The organism is Agrobacterium sp. rho-13.3 (assembly GCF_033957765.2).
Lineage (GTDB): Bacteria > Pseudomonadota > Alphaproteobacteria > Rhizobiales > Rhizobiaceae > Agrobacterium.
Window position 1 is genome coordinate 2,926,113 of sequence record NZ_CP192774.1, and the last position, 19,592, is coordinate 2,945,704.

Annotated in this window: 22 protein-coding genes; 7 read left to right on the forward strand and 15 right to left on the reverse strand. The window is 56.9% G+C overall.

Annotated features, from left to right (window positions below):
- The first annotated feature begins 43 nt into the window (after positions 1-43).
- The 4 genes from exbB to RMR16_RS14180 all read left to right on the forward strand — a co-directional run bounded on the left by exbB (position 44) and on the right by RMR16_RS14180 (position 3,618).
- The gene (gene exbB, locus RMR16_RS14165; protein ID WP_413786008.1) at positions 44-1,123 is read left to right on the forward strand and encodes a tonB-system energizer ExbB; all 1,080 of its coding nucleotides are present in this window, start codon (positions 44-46) and stop codon (positions 1,121-1,123) included.
- 3 nt (positions 1,124-1,126) lie between these two features.
- A complete protein-coding gene (exbD, locus tag RMR16_RS14170; RefSeq protein ID WP_320200258.1) occupies positions 1,127-1,606 on the forward strand; it encodes a TonB system transport protein ExbD in 480 nt (159 codons plus the stop codon).
- Positions 1,603-2,541 (forward strand): TonB family protein, encoded by a 939-nt coding sequence (locus RMR16_RS14175; protein ID WP_320200257.1) that lies wholly within the window; start codon positions 1,603-1,605, stop codon positions 2,539-2,541. The genes exbD and RMR16_RS14175 overlap by 4 nt, the downstream gene beginning before the upstream one ends.
- An 87-nt stretch (positions 2,542-2,628) precedes the next feature.
- The gene (locus RMR16_RS14180; protein WP_320200256.1) at positions 2,629-3,618 is read left to right on the forward strand and encodes an Ldh family oxidoreductase; all 990 of its coding nucleotides are present in this window, start codon (positions 2,629-2,631) and stop codon (positions 3,616-3,618) included.
- On the opposite strand, the gene phnN is transcribed toward RMR16_RS14180, so the two are convergent.
- From phnN to phnG, 14 genes are all read right to left on the reverse strand, one after another.
- Positions 3,613-4,218 (reverse strand): phosphonate metabolism protein/1,5-bisphosphokinase (PRPP-forming) PhnN, encoded by a 606-nt coding sequence (gene phnN / locus RMR16_RS14185; protein ID WP_320200255.1) that lies wholly within the window; start codon positions 4,216-4,218, stop codon positions 3,613-3,615. The two genes, RMR16_RS14180 and phnN, sit on opposite strands and share 6 nt — an antisense overlap.
- Positions 4,215-5,351: an alpha-D-ribose 1-methylphosphonate 5-triphosphate diphosphatase gene (locus RMR16_RS14190; RefSeq protein WP_320200254.1), complete on the reverse strand. Its 1,137-nt coding sequence runs from the start codon at positions 5,349-5,351 to the stop codon at positions 4,215-4,217. Before RMR16_RS14190 ends, phnN begins: the two co-directional genes overlap by 4 nt.
- Entirely contained in the window at positions 5,348-6,037 is a 690-nt protein-coding gene (locus RMR16_RS14195) for a DUF1045 domain-containing protein (RefSeq protein ID WP_320200253.1), read from the reverse strand. Before RMR16_RS14195 ends, RMR16_RS14190 begins: the two co-directional genes overlap by 4 nt.
- A 133-nt stretch (positions 6,038-6,170) precedes the next feature.
- Positions 6,171-7,520 (reverse strand): phosphonate ABC transporter, permease protein PhnE, encoded by a 1,350-nt coding sequence (gene phnE / locus RMR16_RS14200; protein ID WP_320200252.1) that lies wholly within the window; start codon positions 7,518-7,520, stop codon positions 6,171-6,173.
- A complete protein-coding gene (phnE, locus tag RMR16_RS14205) occupies positions 7,520-8,500 on the reverse strand; it encodes a phosphonate ABC transporter, permease protein PhnE (protein ID WP_413786007.1) in 981 nt (326 codons plus the stop codon). The genes phnE (RMR16_RS14200) and phnE (RMR16_RS14205) overlap by 1 nt, the downstream gene beginning before the upstream one ends.
- Before the next feature lie 73 nt (positions 8,501-8,573).
- On the reverse strand, positions 8,574-9,479 hold the full coding sequence (gene phnD / locus RMR16_RS14210; protein WP_320200251.1) for a phosphonate ABC transporter substrate-binding protein: 906 nt from the start codon (positions 9,477-9,479) through the stop codon (positions 8,574-8,576).
- Positions 9,480-9,561: 82 nt separating this feature from the next.
- Positions 9,562-10,422: a phosphonate ABC transporter ATP-binding protein gene (gene phnC, locus RMR16_RS14215; RefSeq protein ID WP_320200250.1), complete on the reverse strand. Its 861-nt coding sequence runs from the start codon at positions 10,420-10,422 to the stop codon at positions 9,562-9,564.
- Positions 10,423-10,524: 102 nt separating this feature from the next.
- Entirely contained in the window at positions 10,525-11,142 is a 618-nt protein-coding gene (locus tag RMR16_RS14220; protein ID WP_320200249.1) for a DapH/DapD/GlmU-related protein, read from the reverse strand.
- Entirely contained in the window at positions 11,139-11,846 is a 708-nt protein-coding gene (gene phnL / locus RMR16_RS14225; protein WP_320200248.1) for a phosphonate C-P lyase system protein PhnL, read from the reverse strand. Before phnL ends, RMR16_RS14220 begins: the two co-directional genes overlap by 4 nt.
- 4 nt (positions 11,847-11,850) lie before the next feature.
- Complete coding sequence (gene phnK, locus RMR16_RS14230) at positions 11,851-12,627, reverse strand: phosphonate C-P lyase system protein PhnK (RefSeq protein ID WP_320200247.1); 777 nt, start codon at positions 12,625-12,627, stop codon at positions 11,851-11,853.
- Positions 12,624-13,526, reverse strand: coding sequence for an alpha-D-ribose 1-methylphosphonate 5-phosphate C-P-lyase PhnJ (locus tag RMR16_RS14235; protein ID WP_320200246.1), 903 nt, complete (start codon positions 13,524-13,526; stop codon positions 12,624-12,626). The genes phnK and RMR16_RS14235 overlap by 4 nt, the downstream gene beginning before the upstream one ends.
- Before the next feature lie 149 nt (positions 13,527-13,675).
- Complete coding sequence (locus RMR16_RS14240) at positions 13,676-14,785, reverse strand: carbon-phosphorus lyase complex subunit PhnI (protein ID WP_320200245.1); 1,110 nt, start codon at positions 14,783-14,785, stop codon at positions 13,676-13,678.
- Positions 14,786-14,787: 2 nt separating this feature from the next.
- Positions 14,788-15,396: a phosphonate C-P lyase system protein PhnH gene (phnH, locus tag RMR16_RS14245; RefSeq protein ID WP_320200244.1), complete on the reverse strand. Its 609-nt coding sequence runs from the start codon at positions 15,394-15,396 to the stop codon at positions 14,788-14,790.
- Positions 15,396-15,845: a phosphonate C-P lyase system protein PhnG gene (gene phnG, locus RMR16_RS14250; protein WP_320200243.1), complete on the reverse strand. Its 450-nt coding sequence runs from the start codon at positions 15,843-15,845 to the stop codon at positions 15,396-15,398. The genes phnH and phnG overlap by 1 nt, the downstream gene beginning before the upstream one ends.
- Before the next feature lie 100 nt (positions 15,846-15,945).
- Here phnG and phnF point away from each other — a divergent pair, with 100 nt between their 5' ends.
- Positions 15,946-16,665, forward strand: a complete 720-nt coding sequence (gene phnF, locus RMR16_RS14255) for a phosphonate metabolism transcriptional regulator PhnF (RefSeq protein ID WP_320200242.1) — start codon at positions 15,946-15,948, stop codon at positions 16,663-16,665.
- Positions 16,666-16,698: 33 nt separating this feature from the next.
- On the opposite strand, the gene RMR16_RS14260 is transcribed toward phnF, so the two are convergent.
- Positions 16,699-17,748: a Fe(3+) ABC transporter substrate-binding protein gene (locus tag RMR16_RS14260; protein ID WP_320200241.1), complete on the reverse strand. Its 1,050-nt coding sequence runs from the start codon at positions 17,746-17,748 to the stop codon at positions 16,699-16,701.
- A gap of 176 nt (positions 17,749-17,924) precedes the next feature.
- Between RMR16_RS14260 and rirA the strand changes: the two genes are divergently transcribed.
- Positions 17,925-18,413 carry an iron-responsive transcriptional regulator RirA gene (gene rirA / locus RMR16_RS14265; protein ID WP_320200240.1) on the forward strand — a complete coding sequence of 163 codons (489 nt, stop codon included), beginning with the start codon at positions 17,925-17,927 and terminating at the stop codon, positions 18,411-18,413.
- 137 nt (positions 18,414-18,550) lie between these two features.
- A complete protein-coding gene (locus RMR16_RS14270; RefSeq protein ID WP_320200239.1) occupies positions 18,551-19,591 on the forward strand; it encodes an AbrB family transcriptional regulator in 1,041 nt (346 codons plus the stop codon).
- Position 19,592 lies beyond the last annotated feature (1 nt).

The window sequence follows — 19,592 nt, forward strand, 5'->3', positions numbered from 1 at the left end:
TGCGAGAGCGACGCATTGTTACGGAAATCCGGGAAATACCATGATGGCATCTGAAAAATTGACCCTCTCGTTAAATCTCAAGGTTTTGCCCATCCGTCGGCGCGGGTCTGTCGCCTTCATGATGTCACTCGTTGCTTGCCTTTATGCAGGCGCAGCTAATGCCCAGACAGCGGCACCGGCTCCAGCCAGCGAGCCAGCACCTGTTGTTCAGCCTGCACCGCAGCCTGCTGCCCCTGAAGCGACGCAGCAAGCACCAGCAGCAGTCCAGCCCTCGACGCCTGCGCCCGCAGCTCCTGTCATTGAACAGCCTGCGCCGGATGCGGCAAACCAGCCTTTGATCCAGCCAAGCACAGGCGGGGTATCGCCCCAGCCACCGGTCAACCCGGAAAAGCGCAATGACATTCCGCATAATCTTTCCCCTTGGGGCATGTTCATGGCTGCCGATTGGGTGGTCAAGGGTGTGATGATCGGGCTGGCGTTCGCGTCGCTGGTGACATGGACAGTCTGGGTTGCAAAATCGATCGAACTGGCAGGTGCGCGCCTTCGTGCCGGTTCCACGCTCAAGATTGTCCATAAGGCCAAGACATTGGCGGAAGCGACGAATGCCGTTGAGAAGAAGGGTGGCCCTGGCGCCCTGATGCTGCGCATGGCAAGCCATGAAATGCATCTTTCCGATGCCGTTGTAGAGCACACGGACGGCGGCGGTATCAAGGAGCGCGTCTCGTCGGTTCTCGGACGCATCGAAACCCATGCGGGCCGCCGTATGGCGCGAGGCACCGGCGCACTGGCGACAATTGGTTCGACGGCACCTTTCGTCGGGCTGTTCGGCACGGTCTGGGGCATCATGAATTCCTTCATCAGCATTTCGGAATCGCAGACAACCAACCTCGCCATCGTGGCACCGGGTATCGCTGAAGCGCTTCTGGCAACGGCCATCGGTCTCGTCGCTGCTATTCCTGCGGTGGTGATCTACAACGTGTTTGCCCGCTCGATCACCGGTTATCGCCACCTGCTGGCCGATGTCGCCGCTGGTGTTGAACGTCTCGTCAGCCGTGATCTCGATTTCCGCCGCGTTCCGCCGGGCAGTTCTCTCAAACATCCAGTTTCACTGGTGGGGCGCTGAACCATGGCGGGCGGTATTCGCGAAAGCGGTGGGGACGACCTGACCGAAAATCATGAAATCAACGTCACGCCGTTCATCGACGTCATGTTGGTTCTGCTCATCATTTTCATGGTGGCCGCGCCACTGGCGACAGTGGACGTCAATGTCGATCTGCCAGCCTCCACGGCAAAGCCAGCCGAACGTCCCGATGAGCCGCTCTACCTAACCGTCAAAGATGATCTTTCGCTCAACCTTGGCAATGATGCCTTGGCACGGGAAGCGTTGGCGGCAAGTCTTGATGCCCGCACTGGCGGCAACAAGGACACGCGCATTTTCCTGCGGGCCGACAAAGCTGTCGATTACGGTCACTTCATGGAAATCATGAACCTGCTGCGGGACAGCGGTTATTTGAAGATTGCGCTTGTGGGACTTGAAGGGCCTGCGTCTGCGCCCGCAACCCCACCACCAGCTGTCGCACCTGTACCAAGTGGAACAACACCATGAGTGGAACCGGCTTGCTTCGACCCAGACGTTCCCGGTTGGGAGAATTGGCGTTGTGGACAGCTGCCGGCGTGCTCACACTTTCCGTGCACGCAGGTGCTGCCTATTATCTGATGCAGGAGCCGCCGGAATCAGAGGCCGATGGCGCACCGCCCGCTGCAATCATGATTGAACTTGCCGCCCTTCCAGAAGCTGCCAACGTCGAAGAAACGGTGGAGGCGGCCGATGTCGAGGATACGGAAGAAGTAAAAAGCGTCGTTCCAGAAAAAGTAGAAGAGGTACCGCCGGAAGAGCCGCCGCAGCCACAGCCAGAACCTGTTGTGGAAGAAACGCCACCGGAGCCTGAACCTGCACCAGAGCCGCCGCAGGAGGTTGCCGAACCTCTGCCGGAAGAAATGCCGGAACCAATCGAAGAAATCGACCCGATCCAGAACCAGCAGATGGCTGCGCTGGAAAATGTAGAGGTGCCGCTGCCCGTCATGCGCCCACCGCCGCCGCCCGTTGAAAAGAAGGTGGAGAAAAAAGAAGAGCCTGAGAAGAAGAAGGTCGAGCGCAAGCCACCACCGACACCAACTTCTGCTGCCTCGGTGGCGAAAGAAACGGCGAAGGTTGAGACGACCCAGTCGGATCGCACCGCTGCTTCGCGAAATAGTGCTGGATTATTCTCGTCCGCAATGACTCCTGCGAAATGGCAATCTCGAATTCGTTCGCAAATAGCACGTAAAAAGCCGAAATCTTTGAGTGCGGGTGGACTGATCGTGACCGTGAGGTTCAACGTGAGCGAAAGTGGTGCTCTGGGCTCCATCAAGCTGTTGGGTTCGACTGGCGATGCCTCCATCGATCAACAGGTTATCGCCTGGATTGAGAGAGCATCTCCCGTAACCGAGCCACCGCCAGAAGTGAACCGCGTTGTCACGCTTCCCATCAAGATTGAGTAGCTCTGGCTAAGTCCACCGCAAAAGACGTTTCGCTTTAGAGCGTCCTGCGCTATGGCTGGATTTTACCCACCGCAGGTCAAGCCAATCATGAAATTCAGCATAGAGCAGGCGGAAGAGTTCGTTTCTTCCATCTTTGAAAAAAACGGCGTCTTGCCGGACAATGCGCGTTCTGTTGCGCGAGCGCTTGTGGCGGCGGAGGCTGCCGGGCAGGGGGGGCACGGCGTTCGGCGCATTCCCGCTTATGTCAGCCAGCTGCATGTTGGAAAGATCGATGGAACGGCAAGGCCAGCGGCAACGCGGCTTCGCCCGGCCGTACTCTCCATCGATGCGGGTCATGGCTATGCTTATCCGGCTATTGATCTGACTGTCGAACAACTTCCAGACATCGCGCGGGAACAGGGCATCGCCCTTGCTGTGATTGGTCGGTCGCACCATGCCGGTGTTATGGCATTGACGGTAGAGCGGTTTGCCGAGCAGGGACTTGTTGCCTTCATGGTCGCCAACGCGCCTGCGTCGATGGCGCCTTGGGGCGGTATCAAGCCGCTTTACGGCACCAACCCTATCGCTTTTGCTGCACCCGTTGAGGGCGCCGATCCTTTGGTCATCGACCTTGCCTTGTCCAAGGTGGCGCGTGGAAAAATCATGGCGGCACGGCAGAAGGGTGAAAACATTCCCGAGGGCTGGGCGCTGGATGCCAGCGGACAGCCGACAACGGATGCCAATGCGGCGATCAACGGCACGATGGTGCCAGCGGGAGACGCCAAGGGCGCAGCTTTGGCCTTGATGGTTGAGATTATGGCAGCAGGTCTAACCGGCGGCAACTTCGGTTTTCAGGCCTCATCCTTGCTGGATGATACCGGCACCGCACCATCGCTCGGCCACACCATCATCGCGATAGATCCGGCTATTGCCGGAGATCACGTCTTTGCCAAGCGTCTGGCGCTGATGGCGAGTGAAATTGAAGGCCAAGAAAATGCGCGCCTGCCGGGGCGTCGAAGCCAAGGCATTCGCAAGCAATCGCTCGAAAATGGCATCACCATCGAAGACGATATTCTGGCCGAGATCAGGGCTTTATGAGTTGCAACGGCTGATCTGTTCTTCGAGCAAGTCAGCCAGCGCCTTGCCGGAATGTTCCAGCGAGCCGCTGTTGTCGATGGTCGTCACGTCAAAATCGCCGGAGACTTCGAGGGAGCTGCGCTGGAGGCGGCGAAGGATTTCCTCGCGGCTCTCGCGTCCACGGCTTTCCAACCGTGCCGCCAGAACATCTGGCGTGGCGACAATATTGATGACTTTCAAGACTGGAAATGCGGCCTTGAAATTGGCAAGAGCAGACCGCGACCCATTGGCGATGACGATTTCGCCCTGTTCCAGTCTGTCCTCCACAGATGCCGGAATGCCATAGCTCAGGCCATGCGCCTGCCATGACACACAAAAATCCCCGGCCTTCTGGCGACGGTCGAATTCTTCCTGACTTACACCATCATGGTTTTCACCACCCGCATCGCTGCTGCGGGTGATGACGCGGCGTGCGAAGTGCACGAGGCTGCAATCGGAAAGTCGCGCCGCCGCGAACTCCATCAGCGTGTCCTTACCAGCACCGCTCGGCCCCACCACCACGATCATCACACCGTGAGATTTTGCGCCGGGGTGGGAACGTTGTGGGGTGCTGTCACTCATGCCACGCGCTTGCCCTGCCGCCACACGGAACGAACGACGGGAACGCCGTTTTGGCGGTGTACCCGTACCAGATCCGCCCGCAAGCCCTGAGCAACACGACCGCGATCTTCAAGGCCCACAGTGCGCGCAGGCGTGGCTGTGACCATCGACAAAGCCTTCGGAAGCGTGATGCTGTCCACCTGATCGGCAAGAATGAACGGCGCATAGAGCAGGCTGAACGGCACGTAGTCGGACGATAGAACGTCCAGCACGCCAAGCTCTGCCAGATCACGCGCAGCGATGTTGCCGGAGTGGGATTTGCCACGAACGATGTTCGGCGCGCCCATCAAAACGCTCATGCCAGCGCCATGTGATGCTTTGGCGGCTTCTTCGCTGGTTGGAAATTCCGCCAGCCGTACGCCGTGGCCGATGGCTTCATCCACATGCGCCTGCGTCGCATCATCATGGCTGGCAACGGTTATGCCGCGTTCTGCACAACGGGCCGCAAGATAATCGCGGTGTTTGGTGGAATATTTCGAAGATGCCGCGACGCGCCGATCGACAAAAGCTTTGAAGACCTCATCGCTCAAGCCGCGCTTTTTCTGATAGAACATGATGTATTGATCCATCGTTTGAAACTGGCGCTGGCCCGGGGAATGGTCCATCAACGAAATCAGTTTCACATGCGGATCGTTTTCGAAATCCTCGAAATGCTCCAGCACATCCGAAGACGCCACTTCGCAACGCAGATGCAGCAGATGGTCGGCACGCAGACGGTTTTGTGTCTGGGCCTGCTCGATGGCATCGGCCATGTCGCGCATTTCACCCCGCGCAAAACCACCATCCTCGTCCGAACCCAGACGAAGGCAATCGAACACCGTAGTGATGCCAGAGGACGCGACCTGCGCATCATGGGCCTGAATGGCGGCAATCTTGTTCCACGTCACACCCGGACGCGGCGAATAATGCTGTTCCAGATGGTCCGTGTGCAGCTCGACAAGACCTGCGATCAAATAATCGCCTTCGAAATCCTCGCCCGTGCGGGATGTGCCCTCGCTGATATCGGCGATAAGGCCATCACGGATCAGCACCGAGCCTTCGATAATGTCGTCTTCAAGAACGACACGCGCGTTGGAAAGAACAAGTTCGGTCATGCGTGTGCTTCTTTCGTGTCAGGGCCGGTCAATGGCAGCCATGTGTGAACGGTAAATGGTTCGCCGCGTGCTTCTTCGATAAACAGGCCAAGGCCTGAAATGCTGAGCGGGCGATCCGTGAAATCGGAAAACTCTTGAGTGAGAACGCTGGTGATATGCGCAGAAACAGTGTCATCCACGGGGCCGGTCAGCGTCATATGAAAGCGAAAATCATCCATCACATGCGGATAACCCCAAACAAAGAGGTTCTCGCGCTGGCTGTCCGTCAGCTTTTGCGGCCTGCGCCGCGCTATATCGCTCTCCGATAAGGCAGCGCGAAACGGCTCAAAATGCTCGACGACATCAGCGGCGAAATCTTGAAGCGGCGGGTGAGTGTCGTGTGGCACAAGCGCGAAGAACGGGCCGAGATTACCGATGACGAGTTTTGGTATTTCAACGGCCGCGCGGCTTTTGGCAAAGGCATGAAAAGCCTCCAGAAGATCGGCTTCGCTGTGTTCATCGGAAAGCTCGAAAGGTGCTTTCAAGGTGGCGTGAAAACCGTAGCGGCGCGGTTCTGCGGTGGTGTCCGCGTAGGCCTGATGGTCATCGTGCCCGGTGCCGGAGAAAGCGTTGCGTCCCAGCCACCGCGATGCCTTTTGGGTCAAGGGATCGGTTTCGGCCGGTGTGAAATAGATGGCGTAGCGCACGAGGTCGCACTTTCAAATGTCAGGAAAACCGTAAGGAGGCTATTTGAGGTGACTCGCCTTCGCCCCGCAAGACTGGAATTGCGGGTTAGCCCTTTTCCGTGACAGAATGATGATATCCGCAAGGAATAGCGCCTCAGTGGTGTGTTTTTCCGATCAAGCGGGAGCGGATAGCGTTCGAGGCATTGTCGAACAGGAACACCACCATAAGAATGAGCAGCACCATATAGGCGACCTTGTCCCAGTCGGCATTGGTGCCCATGGCTTCCAGCAGTTTTAGGCCGATGCCGCCGGCACCCACCGCACCGATGATGGTGGCAGAGCGTGTGTTGCTTTCCCAGAAATACAGCGACTGCGAAATGAACACCGGTAGCACCTGCGGAATAACGCCGTAACGGTTGACGATGGCGGGCGATGCACCAACCGATTTGACACCCTCGCGCTGCTTGTCATCCACATTTTCCAGTGCTTCGGCATAAACCTTGCCGAGTGCGCCGGTGTCGGTGAAGAAAATCGCCGCGATGCCCGGGATTGGTCCGGGACCGAAACTGCGCGTGAAGAACAGTGCCCAGATCAGCATATCGATGGAGCGCAGGAAATCGAACATGCGTTTCATGCCCCAATTGGCAAGGCGGCTCTGGGTAATGTTGCGGGCCGCGATAAAAGCCAGAGGGAAGGCAAATAGCGTCCCGAGCAGCGTGCCGACAAAAGCCATCACCAAAGTCTGCATCAGCTTGGACAGAATATCTGCATGCTGCCAGACGTCATTGTTCAGGAAGTCCTGCTGCATTTTAGAGAGGTTCGATTGAGCAGGATCGATGCGCTCTCCCCAGAATGCAAGACCTGCAAGGTCACTCCAGCGTTTGCCCCAAAATGCGGAGCGCGTATCGAAGAAAAAGTTGGCCCAGCCCAGAAAGCGGCGCTGAACGTAGACCTGACTGGTACGAATTTCGGCCTGACCGGCAAATCCGTAGTCCACGATCACCTTGCTTCCATCCTGCCGGATTTCGCCGGGTGCGTTTGCTGGCGCAGTGACGGCGTCGGCGGTGATCATCACCGGATAAGATACGCCATCGACATGAACGTCGACACGCGCAGGTGTTACATCAAGCCGATTGTCCGTATTGCCGTAGGTGATTGCGTAGCCGCCATTTTGCAGCGGTTGCAGCCAGTCGATGTTGGCATTGGCAGGATATTGCCCACGGCTGGACCATTGCGGCACTACCTTGCCGTCATCGAAACGCAGCCGCGGCTGGGCGCGCCAGGAATACCAGTCCTGAATATAGCTTGATGCACGATCCCACCGGCCTTGCATGAAAGCTGGTCCGACATTGAAGGCGAAGAAGCAGATGACGAGATAGGCCAGCACACCACCTGCCGTTAGCAGCAGGCCATAACGTTTGAAGAAACTGCGCTGGAACACCTGCGGGTATTGGGCAAGCAGTCTTTCGCGGTCGGCACCATTCACGGCGAAGCTGGAAGACATCATGCGGCTCCTCTGCCGAAATCAAAGGATTGCTGGCCGATCAGTCGACGGCGAAGCCATGCCGAGAATTGGTCAACGGCAATGATGGTGAGCAGAAGCAGGATGATGATTGCGTAGGTTTTGGCCGCGTGGTCCCGCCCGATGGAAAGTCGGAAAACCTCACCAATACCGCCACCGCCCACAGCACCGATGATGGTGGAAGCACGCACATTGATCTCGGCGCGCAACAGCGCATAGGACACGAAGTTCGGCATAACCTGCGGTACGATAGCAAAACGCACGCGCTCAAACCAATTGGCACCGGAGGCACGCAAACCTTCATCCGGTTTCATATCGGCATTTTCGACCACTTCGAAAAACAGCTTACCAAGCGCGCCGACGGTGTGAACCGTGATGGCGATGATGGCGGCAATCGGCCCGATGGACAGAATGGCCGTCAAAAGACCGGCGACGACGATTTCGGGAAAAGCGCGCATCAGTTCCATCACGCGGCGCACCACAAAACGTACCATGCCTGCGCCCACCAGATTGGTGGAGGCGAAAAAGCACAGGGCAAAGGCAAAGGTGGTGCCGATGATGGTGGATATCAGTGCAATGTTGATGGTGATAACGAGTTGGTAGAAGAAATTCGGAATGTAAAAATTGTCGGTCAGATAAACCCGATCCGCCGTGTAATTGTATTTCAGCGACCCATCGGCATAAGGCGATGGCAGGTCGAACATGGCGCGGAAGACTTCCAGCGGGCTGTCCGGCGTAAAGGTTTTCATGAAATCGAAGAAGTATGGCAGGCGTTCAAAAAACTTGCCGGAATTGGCGCTGTTGGCAAAATTCAGAGAAGCGCACAGAACGGCCAGAAACACGGCGATGGCAATGCCTGTGTAGATACGGCGGGTCATCAACTGTTGCCGGTAGTGGCGCATCATGGTTTGCGAGGCTTCGCTCAAGCCACCATGCTGCCCTGGCGTTACTGTACTGACCATATCTTCCAAGTCCTTCTCTTAGAAAAACGGCGGCGTCCTCATGACACCGCCGTTCTCTTGATATTGCGGGCGATCAGCCGCCTATGATGGACTTACGGGCGTCAACGATGGTCTGGTAGAAGGACGCATCAACCTTGATGTAGTCCTTGTTTTTACCCTGCGTGAAGCCCTGGAAGCAGGCCAGGTCCTTCTTCGGCAGTTCAAGGAAGAAGTCTTCGATCTTCTGCTTCATGGGTTCACCAACCTTGTTGGCAACCATCAGCGGGCCGTTCGGGATCAGCGGTGACTTCCAGACTTCGACGATATCGTCCATGTCGAGATTGCCCTTGGCGACCATCTGGTGAAGGTTGCCGCCGGTGTAGCCATCTTCCCACTTGCCAACGCCAGAGCCGAAGGTGGTGCCGACATCGAACTTCTTGTCGAGAACGGCGAGAACGAGGTTCTCATGACCGCCACCGAAACCGGTTTCAGAGAAATATTCCTTGACCGGTGCGCCGATTTCCTTTGGCAGAGACACGTTTGGAACGAGGTAGCCGGAGGTGCTGTCTGGGTCGGCAAAACCGATTTTCTTGCCCTTGGCATCGGCCAGAGACTTGATGCCGCTGTCCTTGCGGGCAACCATGATGGAGTAATAACCGCTGGAACCGTCAGAGCCTGTGTAGGTCAGGATTGGATCGACGGCCTTCGGGTCCTGAAGGGCGATTTTGGCATAGGAAGAAGCGCCCATGGAAGCGATATCGATGGTGCCGCCGAGCAGGCCCTGAATAACGCCGTTATAATCTGGCGAAGGAAAAATCTGTACTTCGGAAACGCCGGTCGAAGCCTTCAGGCCATCGGCAATGCACTGCGCATTGCGCAGCTGGTCGGACGCGTTTTCAGAACCATCGAGACCGATGCGCAGAACCTTGACGTCCTGTGCCATGGCGGAACCGGCAAGCACACCGATGGCGACTGCCGATAGAAGAATTTTCTTCAACATGGATTTCTCTCCTGTTTTCCGGCGAACCGGAGTTTGTTGCCTGAGATGGATGCCCTTTACGCGGGCGAAAACGATGCGCAGATCAGAGCCCAGCCATAGCCAAGGGCTCCGGACCGGCAGATTGCGTTGCAAGGCGTGCGGGAAGTTGCGCGCCTTCAATATTGATGCTGGTCGATGTCATGGTCTCATCAATGCCAGCGCCTTGCTGATCCGTGCCGTAAATCGCCTTCACGGCGCTCGCGGTCAGTTCGTTTGGCGTGCCATCGAAAACAACGCGACCAGCGGCCATTCCGATGATGCGTTCGCAATAATTGCGCGCCGTATCCAGCGTGTGCAGGTTGGTGATGACGGTAATGCCTTCGCGCTCATTGATATCGCGCAACGCATCCATCACGATCTTCGCATTGAGGGGATCAAGCGAGGCAATCGGCTCGTCGGCCAAAAGCATGCGGGGAGATTGCATGAGTGCACGGGCAATCGCCACGCGCTGCTGCTGTCCACCGGATAGGGTGCCTGCCGCCTGCATGGCAACATGCTCGATGCCCAACCGCTCCAGCGCCGAGATCGCCATAAGGCGCTCTTCGGTGGAGAAAATGCCCAGAAGGCTCAGAACCGACGAGCGGTGATTGAGACGACCGAGCATCACATTGGTCAAAACATCGAGGCGTGGAACGAGATTGAACTGCTGAAAAATCATCGCGCAGTCGCGCTGCCAGTTGCGTAGTGCCGCGCCTTTAAGCGATGACACTTCACTATCATTAAAATGGATGGAGCCGGAGGACGGGTCGGCAAGACGGTTGATCATGCGCAACAGAGTGGATTTTCCAGCGCCTGAGCGGCCAATTACGCCAACCATCTGGCCTTGAGGAATATCGACAGTCACGGCATCGACGGCCAAGTGATTGCCGAAGCGCCGTGTGACCTGTCTAAGCTGAAAACTCATGTGCCAAACCCAACCTTATTCGTTGGAAGCGGCGTATCAGCGGTGCGTGAAATGCGAATGTCAGTTTGATGAAGAAAATATTACAGTGCGAACTCGTGAATGCTACCCGCCGTATCTCGTCACAAACTCCGCAGCGCCGAGTGCACGAAAGTCATCCAGTGCAGTACGCAGTCGCGCATGATCCCAGTCCCACCATCCCAGACGGTCCATGCGTTGTCCGAGTTCTGCGGGAAAACGCTCCTTAATGAGCTTTGTCGGAACACCGCCGACAATGGTGTAGGGCGCGACATCCTTGGCCACCACAGCACCAGCACCGATTACCGCACCATTACCAACCGTCACACCGGGAAGAATGGTTACGCCATGGCCGATCCAGACATCGTGGCCGATCACCACACGCTTTGCGCGGCGGGCCTCGAAAAACTCCGTCTCGTTCTCGGCGTCGTCCCAATAGCTTGCAGCGCGATAGGTGAAATGGTGCAGGGTTGCGCGCCATGTGGGGTGGTTGGTGGCGTTGATACGCACCGATGCTGCAATATTGACGAACTTGCCAATGGTCGTGCACCAGACTGCGCCGTCCTGCATGATGTAAGAGTAATCACCCATCTCGACTTCTTCGAGGCGGCAGCGCTCCGAGATTTCGGTGTATCGGCCAATCGTGGAGTTGGTAACGCGGGCCGTTTCGTGAATGGCGGGTTCGATACCGACCTTGACGCTCATGCTGCGGCCTTTCGTGGTGAAAACTGGCTGACATCGAGAATGCGGTCGGCCACGGCTTCGCGGACTTCTTCATCATGGAAAATACCGAGAAGGGCGGTGCCCTGTTCTTTCTTTTGCCGGATCATCTCCACCACCACACGGCGATTGGCGGCATCCAGTGACGCGGTCGGTTCGTCCAGCAGCAGAATGGTGTGGTCTGTAATGAACCCACGGGCGATGTTGACGCGCTGCTGTTCGCCGCCCGAAAAGGTCGCTGGTGGAAGGGACCAAAGTTCACGCGGCAGGTTGAGCCTGGCCAGAAGTTCGCCGGCCTTTTCGCGTGCTTGCTCAGCTGGCACCTTGCGTGCGACAAGCGGCTCTGCCACCACATCGATGGCCGCGACACGCGGAACGGTGCGCAGGAACTGGCTGACATAGCCTATCGTGCGATGACGAATTTCAAGGATAGAGCGTGGCAACGCGCTGCCGATATCGATGACCTGACCGTCGTGCTTGACGAGGATTTGGCCTCTATCGATGGCGTAGTTGCCATAGAGCATTTTCAAAATGGAGCTTTTGCCGATGCCGGACGGGCCGCCCAGCACGACGCATTCGCCAGCGGCGACGGAAAAGCTCACATCACGCACGACGGGCAATTCGATGCCATCACGCAGATGCATGGTGAAGCTTTTGAAGACTTCAGAAACAACGAGAGGTGTCGGCATGGGATTACACCTGCAAAATAGAGGAAACGAGAAGCTGGGTGTAAGGCTCACGCGGGTCGTCCAGCACCCGGTCGGTCAGACCATGCTCGATGACATTGCCGTCCTTCATCACCATCATGCGGTGAGACAGCAGACGCGCAACGGCCAGATCATGCGTGACGACGATGACCGACAGGCCGAGGTCGTTGACCAGACCGCGCACGAGATCAAGCAGCCGTGCCTGAACCGAGACATCCAGACCACCGGTCGGCTCATCCATAAAAATGAGACGCGGCGAGGTCACGAGATTACGGGCGATCTGCAAGCGCTGCCGCATGCCGCCAGAAAACGCCCGTGGCTCGTCGTCAATCCGGTCGGTGCCGATTTCCACCCGCTCCAGCCATTCGCTGGCCTCGTTGCGGATATTGCCGTAGTGGCGGTTGCCGATGGCCATCAGACGTTCACCCACATTGGCCCCGGCTGATACGGTCATTCGTAGGCCATCCGCCGGGTTCTGGTGCACGAAACCCCAGTCGGTGCGCATCAGCAGACGGCGCTCGGCCTCGCTCATATGGTAGAGATCACGCATGGAGCCATCGCGCATACGATATTCGACGCTGCCGGTGGTGGGCATCAACCGCGTGGAAATGCAGTTGAGTAGGGTGGTTTTCCCGGAGCCGGATTCCCCGACAATGGCCAGAACTTCGCCGGGCCAAAGCTCGAAGGACACATTGCGGCAACCGGCGCGGTCGCCATAATATTTCGAAACGTCGCGAACTTTCAGAAGCGGTGCGTCGCTCATTCGGCGGCCTCCTTGATATCGGCCAGCATGGTGCCACGGTGGCCATGGGCGCGGCGGTCTTCGCAATGGTCGGTATCGGAGCAGACGAACATGCGCCCGCCCTTGTCATCCAGCACCACCTCGTCGAGATAGACGTTCTCCCCGCCGCACAGCGCACAGGGTTTGTCGAAGGTCTGGATTTCGAAGGGATGATCCTCGAAATCAAGACTGACGACCTCAGTGAATGGCGGCACCGCATAAATGCGCTTTTCGCGACCCGCGCCAAAAAGCTGCAAGGCTTCCGACATGTGCATTTTTGGATTGTCGAATTTTGGTGTGGGTGAGGGGTCCATCACGTAACGACCAGCAACCTTCACCGGATAGGCATAGGTGCGCGAAATGCGGCCATTATGGGCGATGTCCTCGTAGAGCCGCACATGCATCAGGCCATATTCTTCCAGCGCATGCATGACGCGAGTTTCGGTTTCGCGTGGTTCCAGAAAGCGCAATGGCTCGGGGATCGGCACCTGATAGACCAGAACCTGACCTTCGCTCAGCCCTTCTTCGGGAACCCGGTGGCGGGTCTGGATGATGGTGGCGTCCTTGGTGTGGGTGGTAACGGCGACATTGGCGACCTTCTGGAAGAAGGCGCGGATGGATACCGCATTGGTCGTGTCGTCAGCACCCTGATCGATCACCTTCAACACATCATACGGGCCAATGATGGCGGCTGTGACCTGCACGCCACCCGTTCCCCAGCCGTAAGGCATAGGCATTTCCCGCGATGCAAACGGCACCTGATAACCGGGAATGGCGATGGCTTTGAGGATGGCGCGGCGGATCATTCGCTTGGTCTGTTCGTCCAGATAGGCGAAGTTGTAGCTCGCCAATCCTTCATCAAATGAAACTTCTTCAAACATTGTGCATTGTCCTTCCGTAGATCAACACGGACGTCAGGAGTACAGGCATATGGAAATCGGTATTCTCATCGCGATGTTCTTCACTGTGTTTGCAGCGTCCAGCGTTTGCTGCGCATACTGGTTTGGCGAACACGGAAATCGCTAAGACATTACTCTGCGGCATCTGAAAGCCGATCTATGAGGTCATTGTGCGCCGCTTCGAAATCGGCGCGCATCTTTCGAACCAAACCAAGCTCCGCTTGAAAATCCACATAATGCGGTAGCTTGAGGTGCTCTACGAAACCCGTTGCCTGCACGTTGTCAGCGTGAGAAATCACGAATTCCTCGTCCTGCGCTGGTGCGGTTCTGTCTTCTCCAAATTCGTCTGCGCGCAGCGCCCGATCCACCAGTGACATGGCCATGGCCTTACGTTCGCTCTGGCCAAAAACCAGCCCGTAGCCGCGTGTAAATTGCGGGGGCGCTTTGGCCGAGCCTTTGAACTGGTTGACCATCTGGCATTCGGTCACCTGAATATCACCAATTGAAACGGCAAAACCCAGCTCCGGCACATCCAGATCAATCTCTACATCACCGATGCGAATTTCCCCGACGAAGGGGTGGTTGCGCCCATAACCACGCTGGGTGGAATAGGCGAGCGCCAGAAGAAAACCTTCATCGCCGCGTGCCAGAGATTGCAGCCGCAAATCCCGCGGCATCGGAAACTCCATCGGTTCGCGGGTCAGGTCGCCGGGCAGGTGATCGGCAGCCATGTCTCCGTCGCTTTCGATCAGGCCTTCCGCTGCCAGAATGTCGGACACGCGGATCACGGGTTCCGCATCGCCATCGCGCAACGATGGTTCTTCCACGGCGTCGTCTTCCAGAAGTGAAGGGTCGAGAAGTCGGTGCGTATAGTCGAAAGTCGGGCCGAGAAGCTGGCCTCCCGGCAGGTCTTTGTAGGTGGCGGAAACGCGACGCTCCACCAGCATGTCCCCGGTTTCAACCGGAACAGAGTAACCGAAACGTGGCAATGTGGTGCGATACGCCCGCAGCAGGAAGATCGCCTCGATTATATCGCCCCGCGCCTGTTTGACGGCCAGTGCCGCCAGTGCGCGGTCATAAAGCGAGGCTTCGGCCATGACGCGATCCACAGCCAGACCAAGCTGCTCGACAATCTGCGCAACCGTCATCGCAGGCAGGGCGCGGTCGCCGCGACGGCGATCTGCCAGCAGGCGGTGCGCATTGGCAATGGCGGTCTCGCCACCTTTTACAGCAACATACATGACTAGCTCCCCATCACTTCAATGCGTGTGGTGCGCGGCAGGCAGATAAGGCGATTGCCGCAGGTGAGGATGACATCGACGCCACGCGGAAAAACCGCACGGTTTTCGTTCCACAGCCGTTCGAAAATCTCTGGCAGTCCAGATGGACGGATCGTCTCGGTGTGGCGGATGCCGGGACCGGACAGGACCATCTGCGGGCCGGTCTCAAAATCCGTGACCCCGATGATGACGGTGGCCGAACGGTCTGGATAGTCTTGGGTCCCCTGCGCAAACAGATCGAAGGAAGACAGGCCGCTGCCGGGTTCGATCACCGCGAAGCGGGCCTCGGTTTTCGCCTCGGCCACGGGTGCGCCCGTATGAAAGGCAAGCCAGCCGGCGACGATGGATTTGGCAAGCGGGGCGCTGAGCCAGACCGGCGTATCGTGGTCGCAAAGCGTTAGCAGGATGCCACCTGTTGCATGACCAAGCGGTGCGGGAGGGTTGATCGAGAGATCGATGGACTTCAATGTTCCAGGACGTGCCATGCCGTCCATCACGGTTTTGAAAACCTGTTGCGATTGGAAAACCGCATCTGAAAATCCACCGCTGACGATGGCTGCTTTCGTAGGCATCAGTCTTCTCCCCGAACCATGGTGAAGAAATCGACGCGTGTTGCCGCCGTTTCCTGTTGTTTCTGCGCTTTGCGCTCGCTCAAACGTTGGGCGACCGGCGCAAGAACACGGTCTTCTATGATCGACCGTGTCGCGTCCTCCTGCCACAGCGCATCCAGAATGGCGGCGTACCAGGCATGTTTGCGGCCGGTGCCAAGCGCATGCGCATGGCCAATGGTGCCGGAGGAAAGCTTGACCGTTGCGCGCGTGACCGTGGCTTCGCCCAGATTAAATGGCGCGCCGCCGCCGCCGATCTTTCCGCGCACCATAACGAGACCCGTTTCAGGACCACGCACCTTTTCAACGTCCGGTTTGTTATCCAGCGCATCCCAGCCGGACAAAAGTTCCTGCACTGTGGCGCGTGCCAGCAAACCTGCTGCGCGCCGTCTGCCATCCTCAACATCAATCATCGCAACACCTCAAATGTCTATTGATATAGACAACTAGACAATATAGACTATTGTTACGTGATGAGAATGACAAGTGTGTGACATGCCTGTAGCGAACCAGATGAAACGAAAAAACGGCGTGGCCCTTTGGCGGCAGATTGCGGACCGCATCAGAACGGCCATTGCTGCCGGTGAATACGATAGCAACAGTATGCTGCCGCCCGAAATAGCACTGGCCGAAAAGTTTGCCGTCAACCGCCATACCGTGAGAAGCGCAATCGCAGCCCTCGCGGAAGAGGGCATCGTGCAGGCCCTTCAGGGGCGCGGCACGATGATTACCCGCAAGGAACGCCTGAATTTCCCGATCTCGAAACGCACCCGCTTTACCGAGGGTTTGAGTGATCAGGCGCGGGATATGGAGGGCTTGTTGCTATTTCACTCGATCGAAGCGGCGACCGCGACGCTGTCTGAAAAACTGAGACTGCCGCTTGGCGCACCTCTCATCCGGCTGGAAATTCTGCGAAAGGTCAACCGCAGGCCGGTATCGCGGTCAACATCATGGTTTCCAGCGGATCGTTTCGAAGGCGTTGCGGAAGCTTATAAAACCAGCGGGTCCATCACGGCGGCGCTTCGCGCAACCGGCATTGACGATTACGTGCGTTTGTCGACCGTCATTTCTGCCCGCCATGCGGAAGCAGATGATCTCGCCGATCTTGAACTGTCACCCGGTGCCATCCTGCTTGTCACCGACGCGTTGAACACGGATATGGAGGGTACACCCGTTCAATATGCAGTCAGCCGGTTTTCGGCGGATATGGTGCAGTTCACCGTGGAAAATTGAAAACCGCGAGGCTCATGGTTTTTTACAGTCCACTCAGTTCGACGGGCCATCGTTGAACCCAACTTCGTCCACCAATTCGGATGCTTCCTTGCGATGGGCGGCAATGTCCGTAAGCGACAAACTATCCGGTTTGATGGGGCCGAAATTCTTGATGACATCCGAAGGCTGGGCGCCGGGTAGGACGGGGTATTCGTACACTTGGCTTGCGTAGAATTCCTGTGCTTCGCCGGAGGCCAGAAATTCCATCAGCTTCAGCGCGTTTTCCTTATTGGGCGCATATTTGGTCATAGCCACGCCGGAAATGTTGACATGTGTGCCGCGATCCTGCGCATTCGGGAAAATGACGCGCACGGCGTTGCCCCAGACCTTTTCCTCAGGTTCCTGTTCATTGGTCAGCATCAGTCCGACATAATAGGTATTGCCCAGTGCTATATCGCACTCGCCGGAATAGATGGATTTGGCCTGGGTGCGGTCCGTGCCGTCAGGCTTGCGGGCCAGATTGTTTTTGAGGCTCGTCAACCATGTGCGGGTATAATCCAGGCCGTGATGGGCGATCATTGAGGCAAACAAGGCTATGTTGTAGGAATGCTGGCCATCGCGAATGCAGATTTTGCCCTTCCATTTCGGATCGGCAAGCTCTTCATAGGTGATGTCTTTCTGGCTTACGCGGTCTTTCGAGGCGTAAACGACACGCCCGCGCGTCGTCAGCCCGAACCATTCGCCTTCCGGATCGCGCAGATTGGCGGGGATATCCTTTTCGATCACCGGATCGTTCAAAACGGGCTGCGTGACCTTGCCTTCCTTTGCTTCGACAAGGCGGGCTATATCCACCGTCAGCAGAATATCTGCCGGGGAATTGACACCTTCGGCCTGAATGCGCTCCACAAGTCCCTTGTCGAGAAACAGGACATTGGTTTCGATGCCAGTCTCTTTGGTGAAGGCGTCCAGCAGCGGCTGGATCAGTTCCGGCTGGCGGTAGGAATAGACATTGACCTCCCCACCCGCAAAAGCTGTGGACATTCCGCAACTGACAACCGATGTCGCTGCTGCAATCGCATAAATCGCGGATTTCATGCTTGCCATGGAAAAAGCCTCGGATAGATTGGATTCTTGAGTTGTTTGTTCATGAATCGAATGACCGGTCAACAGGGCAAATTTGGAACATGAAAAATCTCTTTAGGAATTTTTTATTTCTGGAATTGTTCTAAACTGAAAAAGCGACTATATGACTCCAGATTACTTGGAGTTAGGAGATCAGCATGCGTTTGACCAAACAGACCAACTACGCCGTTCGCATGTTGATGTACTGCGCAGCCAATGAAGGTAACCTCAGCCGAATTCCGGAAATTGCCAAGGCTTACGGTGTTTCGGAACTGTTTCTGTTCAAGATTCTTCAGCCTTTGAACAAGGCTGGCCTTGTTGAAACCGTTCGTGGTCGCAACGGCGGCGTCAAGCTCGGCAAGGCTGCTGATAAGATCAGCCTGTTCGATGTGGTCAAAGTGACCGAAGACAGCTTTGCCATGGCGGAGTGTTTTGAAAACGACGCAGTCGAATGCCCGCTGGTCGATAGCTGTGGCCTGAATTCGGCACTGCGCAAGGCACTCAACGCCTTCTTTGACGTGTTGACGCAATATTCCATCGACGATCTCGTCAAGGCGCGTCCGCAGATCAGCTTCCTGCTGGGCCTTGAGGACACGATGGCAAAACGGCGTCCGTCGCCGGTTGCGGTTGTTGCACCGGCAGCTTGAACGATCAAAACCATCCCATCAAACCCGCAAACTTCACTTGCGGGTTTTCTTTTTTGGGACGCGAGGTTGACGATAGCAGCTGAAAAGGCGCAACTGACCACCGCATTCCTACCGTTCCGATTCCCCTCGCATTTGTCATGATTATCAAGCCAGACTTTCATAGCTTTCTCCTGACTGCGATTATCGGCAGCCTCGGCGCTCTGATGGCTTATGTCATAGACCTTCCGGCACCTTTTCTGTGCGGTCCGGCACTGGCAGTCACCGTTGCCGGCTTGGCTGGCTTGCGGCTTTCGGTTCCTGTTTTTCTGCGCAACGCCACATTCGTGGTCGTCGGCATTTCCATGGGAACGAGCGTGACCCCCGATGTGATCGGGGCGGCAAAAACATGGCCGCTGAGCTTCCTCGCGGTTCTGCTGACAGTGGTTATCCTGCTTTACGTTGCCTACTGGATTTTACGGTACGGCTTTGGATATGACCGCACGACGGCCATGCTTGGCGCGTCCCCCGGACATCTCAGCTACATCATCAGCCTGACGGCAGAAACGAAAAGCGATCTTGCAACAGTCAGTGTCATTCAGAGCGTGCGTGTTCTCGCCTTGACGCTGATCGTGCCTTTAATCGTCGAGTATTTCGATCTGATCAGCATTGAGCCGGCAAACGTGCCGCAGCCCATGGGACTGTTTGTGCTTGGCCTTGTCGTACTTGCGTCGCTGGCGGTTGGCTGGATTTTCATGCGCTGGCGGTTTCCGGCGGCTCTTCTGCTGGGTGGCGTTGCCGTCTCCATCGGCGTCCACATCACCGGGCTGACAAGCGGTGGCGTTCCGAGCTGGCTGAGCCAACCCACCTACATCGTTCTCGGTAGCCTTATCGGCACACGGTTTTCCCGTGCGTCGTTGAGAGACATGAAAAAGGCATTTCTGGCAGGCGGTGTGGTGACGGTGGCTGTTATGGTACTGGCCTGCGTTATCGCAGTCGGCGTCTCAAGGTTTACCGGCGTGCCACTCAATGCGGTCATGATCGCCTTTTCTCCCGGCGGACTGGAAACCATGGCGGCGATGGCGGTGATGATGCATGCAGACACCGCCTATGTCGGTTCGCACCATGTGTTGCGCCTGCTGTTTCTTTCCGTGCTGATGCCCTTTGTGATGGGCAAGGATGCTCGCAAGACATCGGAATAAT

Coding starts and splice junctions, on each gene's coding strand:
- RMR16_RS14175 (WP_320200257.1), top strand. CDS start 1,603: ATGAGTGGAACCGGCTTGCTTCGACCCAGACGTTCCCGGTTGGGAGAA.
- phnC (WP_320200250.1), bottom strand. CDS start 10,422: ATGAGTTTTCAGCTTAGACAGGTCACACGGCGCTTCGGCAATCACTTG.
- phnF (WP_320200242.1), top strand. CDS start 15,946: ATGAAACGAAAAAACGGCGTGGCCCTTTGGCGGCAGATTGCGGACCGC.
- RMR16_RS14190 (WP_320200254.1), bottom strand. CDS start 5,351: ATGACCGAACTTGTTCTTTCCAACGCGCGTGTCGTTCTTGAAGACGAC.
- phnE (WP_320200252.1), bottom strand. CDS start 7,520: ATGTCTTCCAGCTTCGCCGTGAATGGTGCCGACCGCGAAAGACTGCTT.
- exbB (WP_413786008.1), top strand. CDS start 44: ATGGCATCTGAAAAATTGACCCTCTCGTTAAATCTCAAGGTTTTGCCC.
- RMR16_RS14260 (WP_320200241.1), bottom strand. CDS start 17,748: ATGGCAAGCATGAAATCCGCGATTTATGCGATTGCAGCAGCGACATCG.
- phnH (WP_320200244.1), bottom strand. CDS start 15,396: ATGCCTACGAAAGCAGCCATCGTCAGCGGTGGATTTTCAGATGCGGTT.
- exbD (WP_320200258.1), top strand. CDS start 1,127: ATGGCGGGCGGTATTCGCGAAAGCGGTGGGGACGACCTGACCGAAAAT.
- phnE (WP_413786007.1), bottom strand. CDS start 8,500: ATGGTCAGTACAGTAACGCCAGGGCAGCATGGTGGCTTGAGCGAAGCC.
- RMR16_RS14220 (WP_320200249.1), bottom strand. CDS start 11,142: ATGAGCGTCAAGGTCGGTATCGAACCCGCCATTCACGAAACGGCCCGC.
- phnL (WP_320200248.1), bottom strand. CDS start 11,846: ATGCCGACACCTCTCGTTGTTTCTGAAGTCTTCAAAAGCTTCACCATG.
- phnK (WP_320200247.1), bottom strand. CDS start 12,627: ATGAGCGACGCACCGCTTCTGAAAGTTCGCGACGTTTCGAAATATTAT.
- RMR16_RS14180 (WP_320200256.1), top strand. CDS start 2,629: ATGAAATTCAGCATAGAGCAGGCGGAAGAGTTCGTTTCTTCCATCTTT.
- RMR16_RS14240 (WP_320200245.1), bottom strand. CDS start 14,785: ATGTATGTTGCTGTAAAAGGTGGCGAGACCGCCATTGCCAATGCGCAC.
- phnN (WP_320200255.1), bottom strand. CDS start 4,218: ATGAGTGACAGCACCCCACAACGTTCCCACCCCGGCGCAAAATCTCAC.
- phnD (WP_320200251.1), bottom strand. CDS start 9,479: ATGTTGAAGAAAATTCTTCTATCGGCAGTCGCCATCGGTGTGCTTGCC.
- rirA (WP_320200240.1), top strand. CDS start 17,925: ATGCGTTTGACCAAACAGACCAACTACGCCGTTCGCATGTTGATGTAC.
- RMR16_RS14235 (WP_320200246.1), bottom strand. CDS start 13,526: ATGTTTGAAGAAGTTTCATTTGATGAAGGATTGGCGAGCTACAACTTC.
- phnG (WP_320200243.1), bottom strand. CDS start 15,845: ATGATTGATGTTGAGGATGGCAGACGGCGCGCAGCAGGTTTGCTGGCA.
- RMR16_RS14270 (WP_320200239.1), top strand. CDS start 18,551: ATGATTATCAAGCCAGACTTTCATAGCTTTCTCCTGACTGCGATTATC.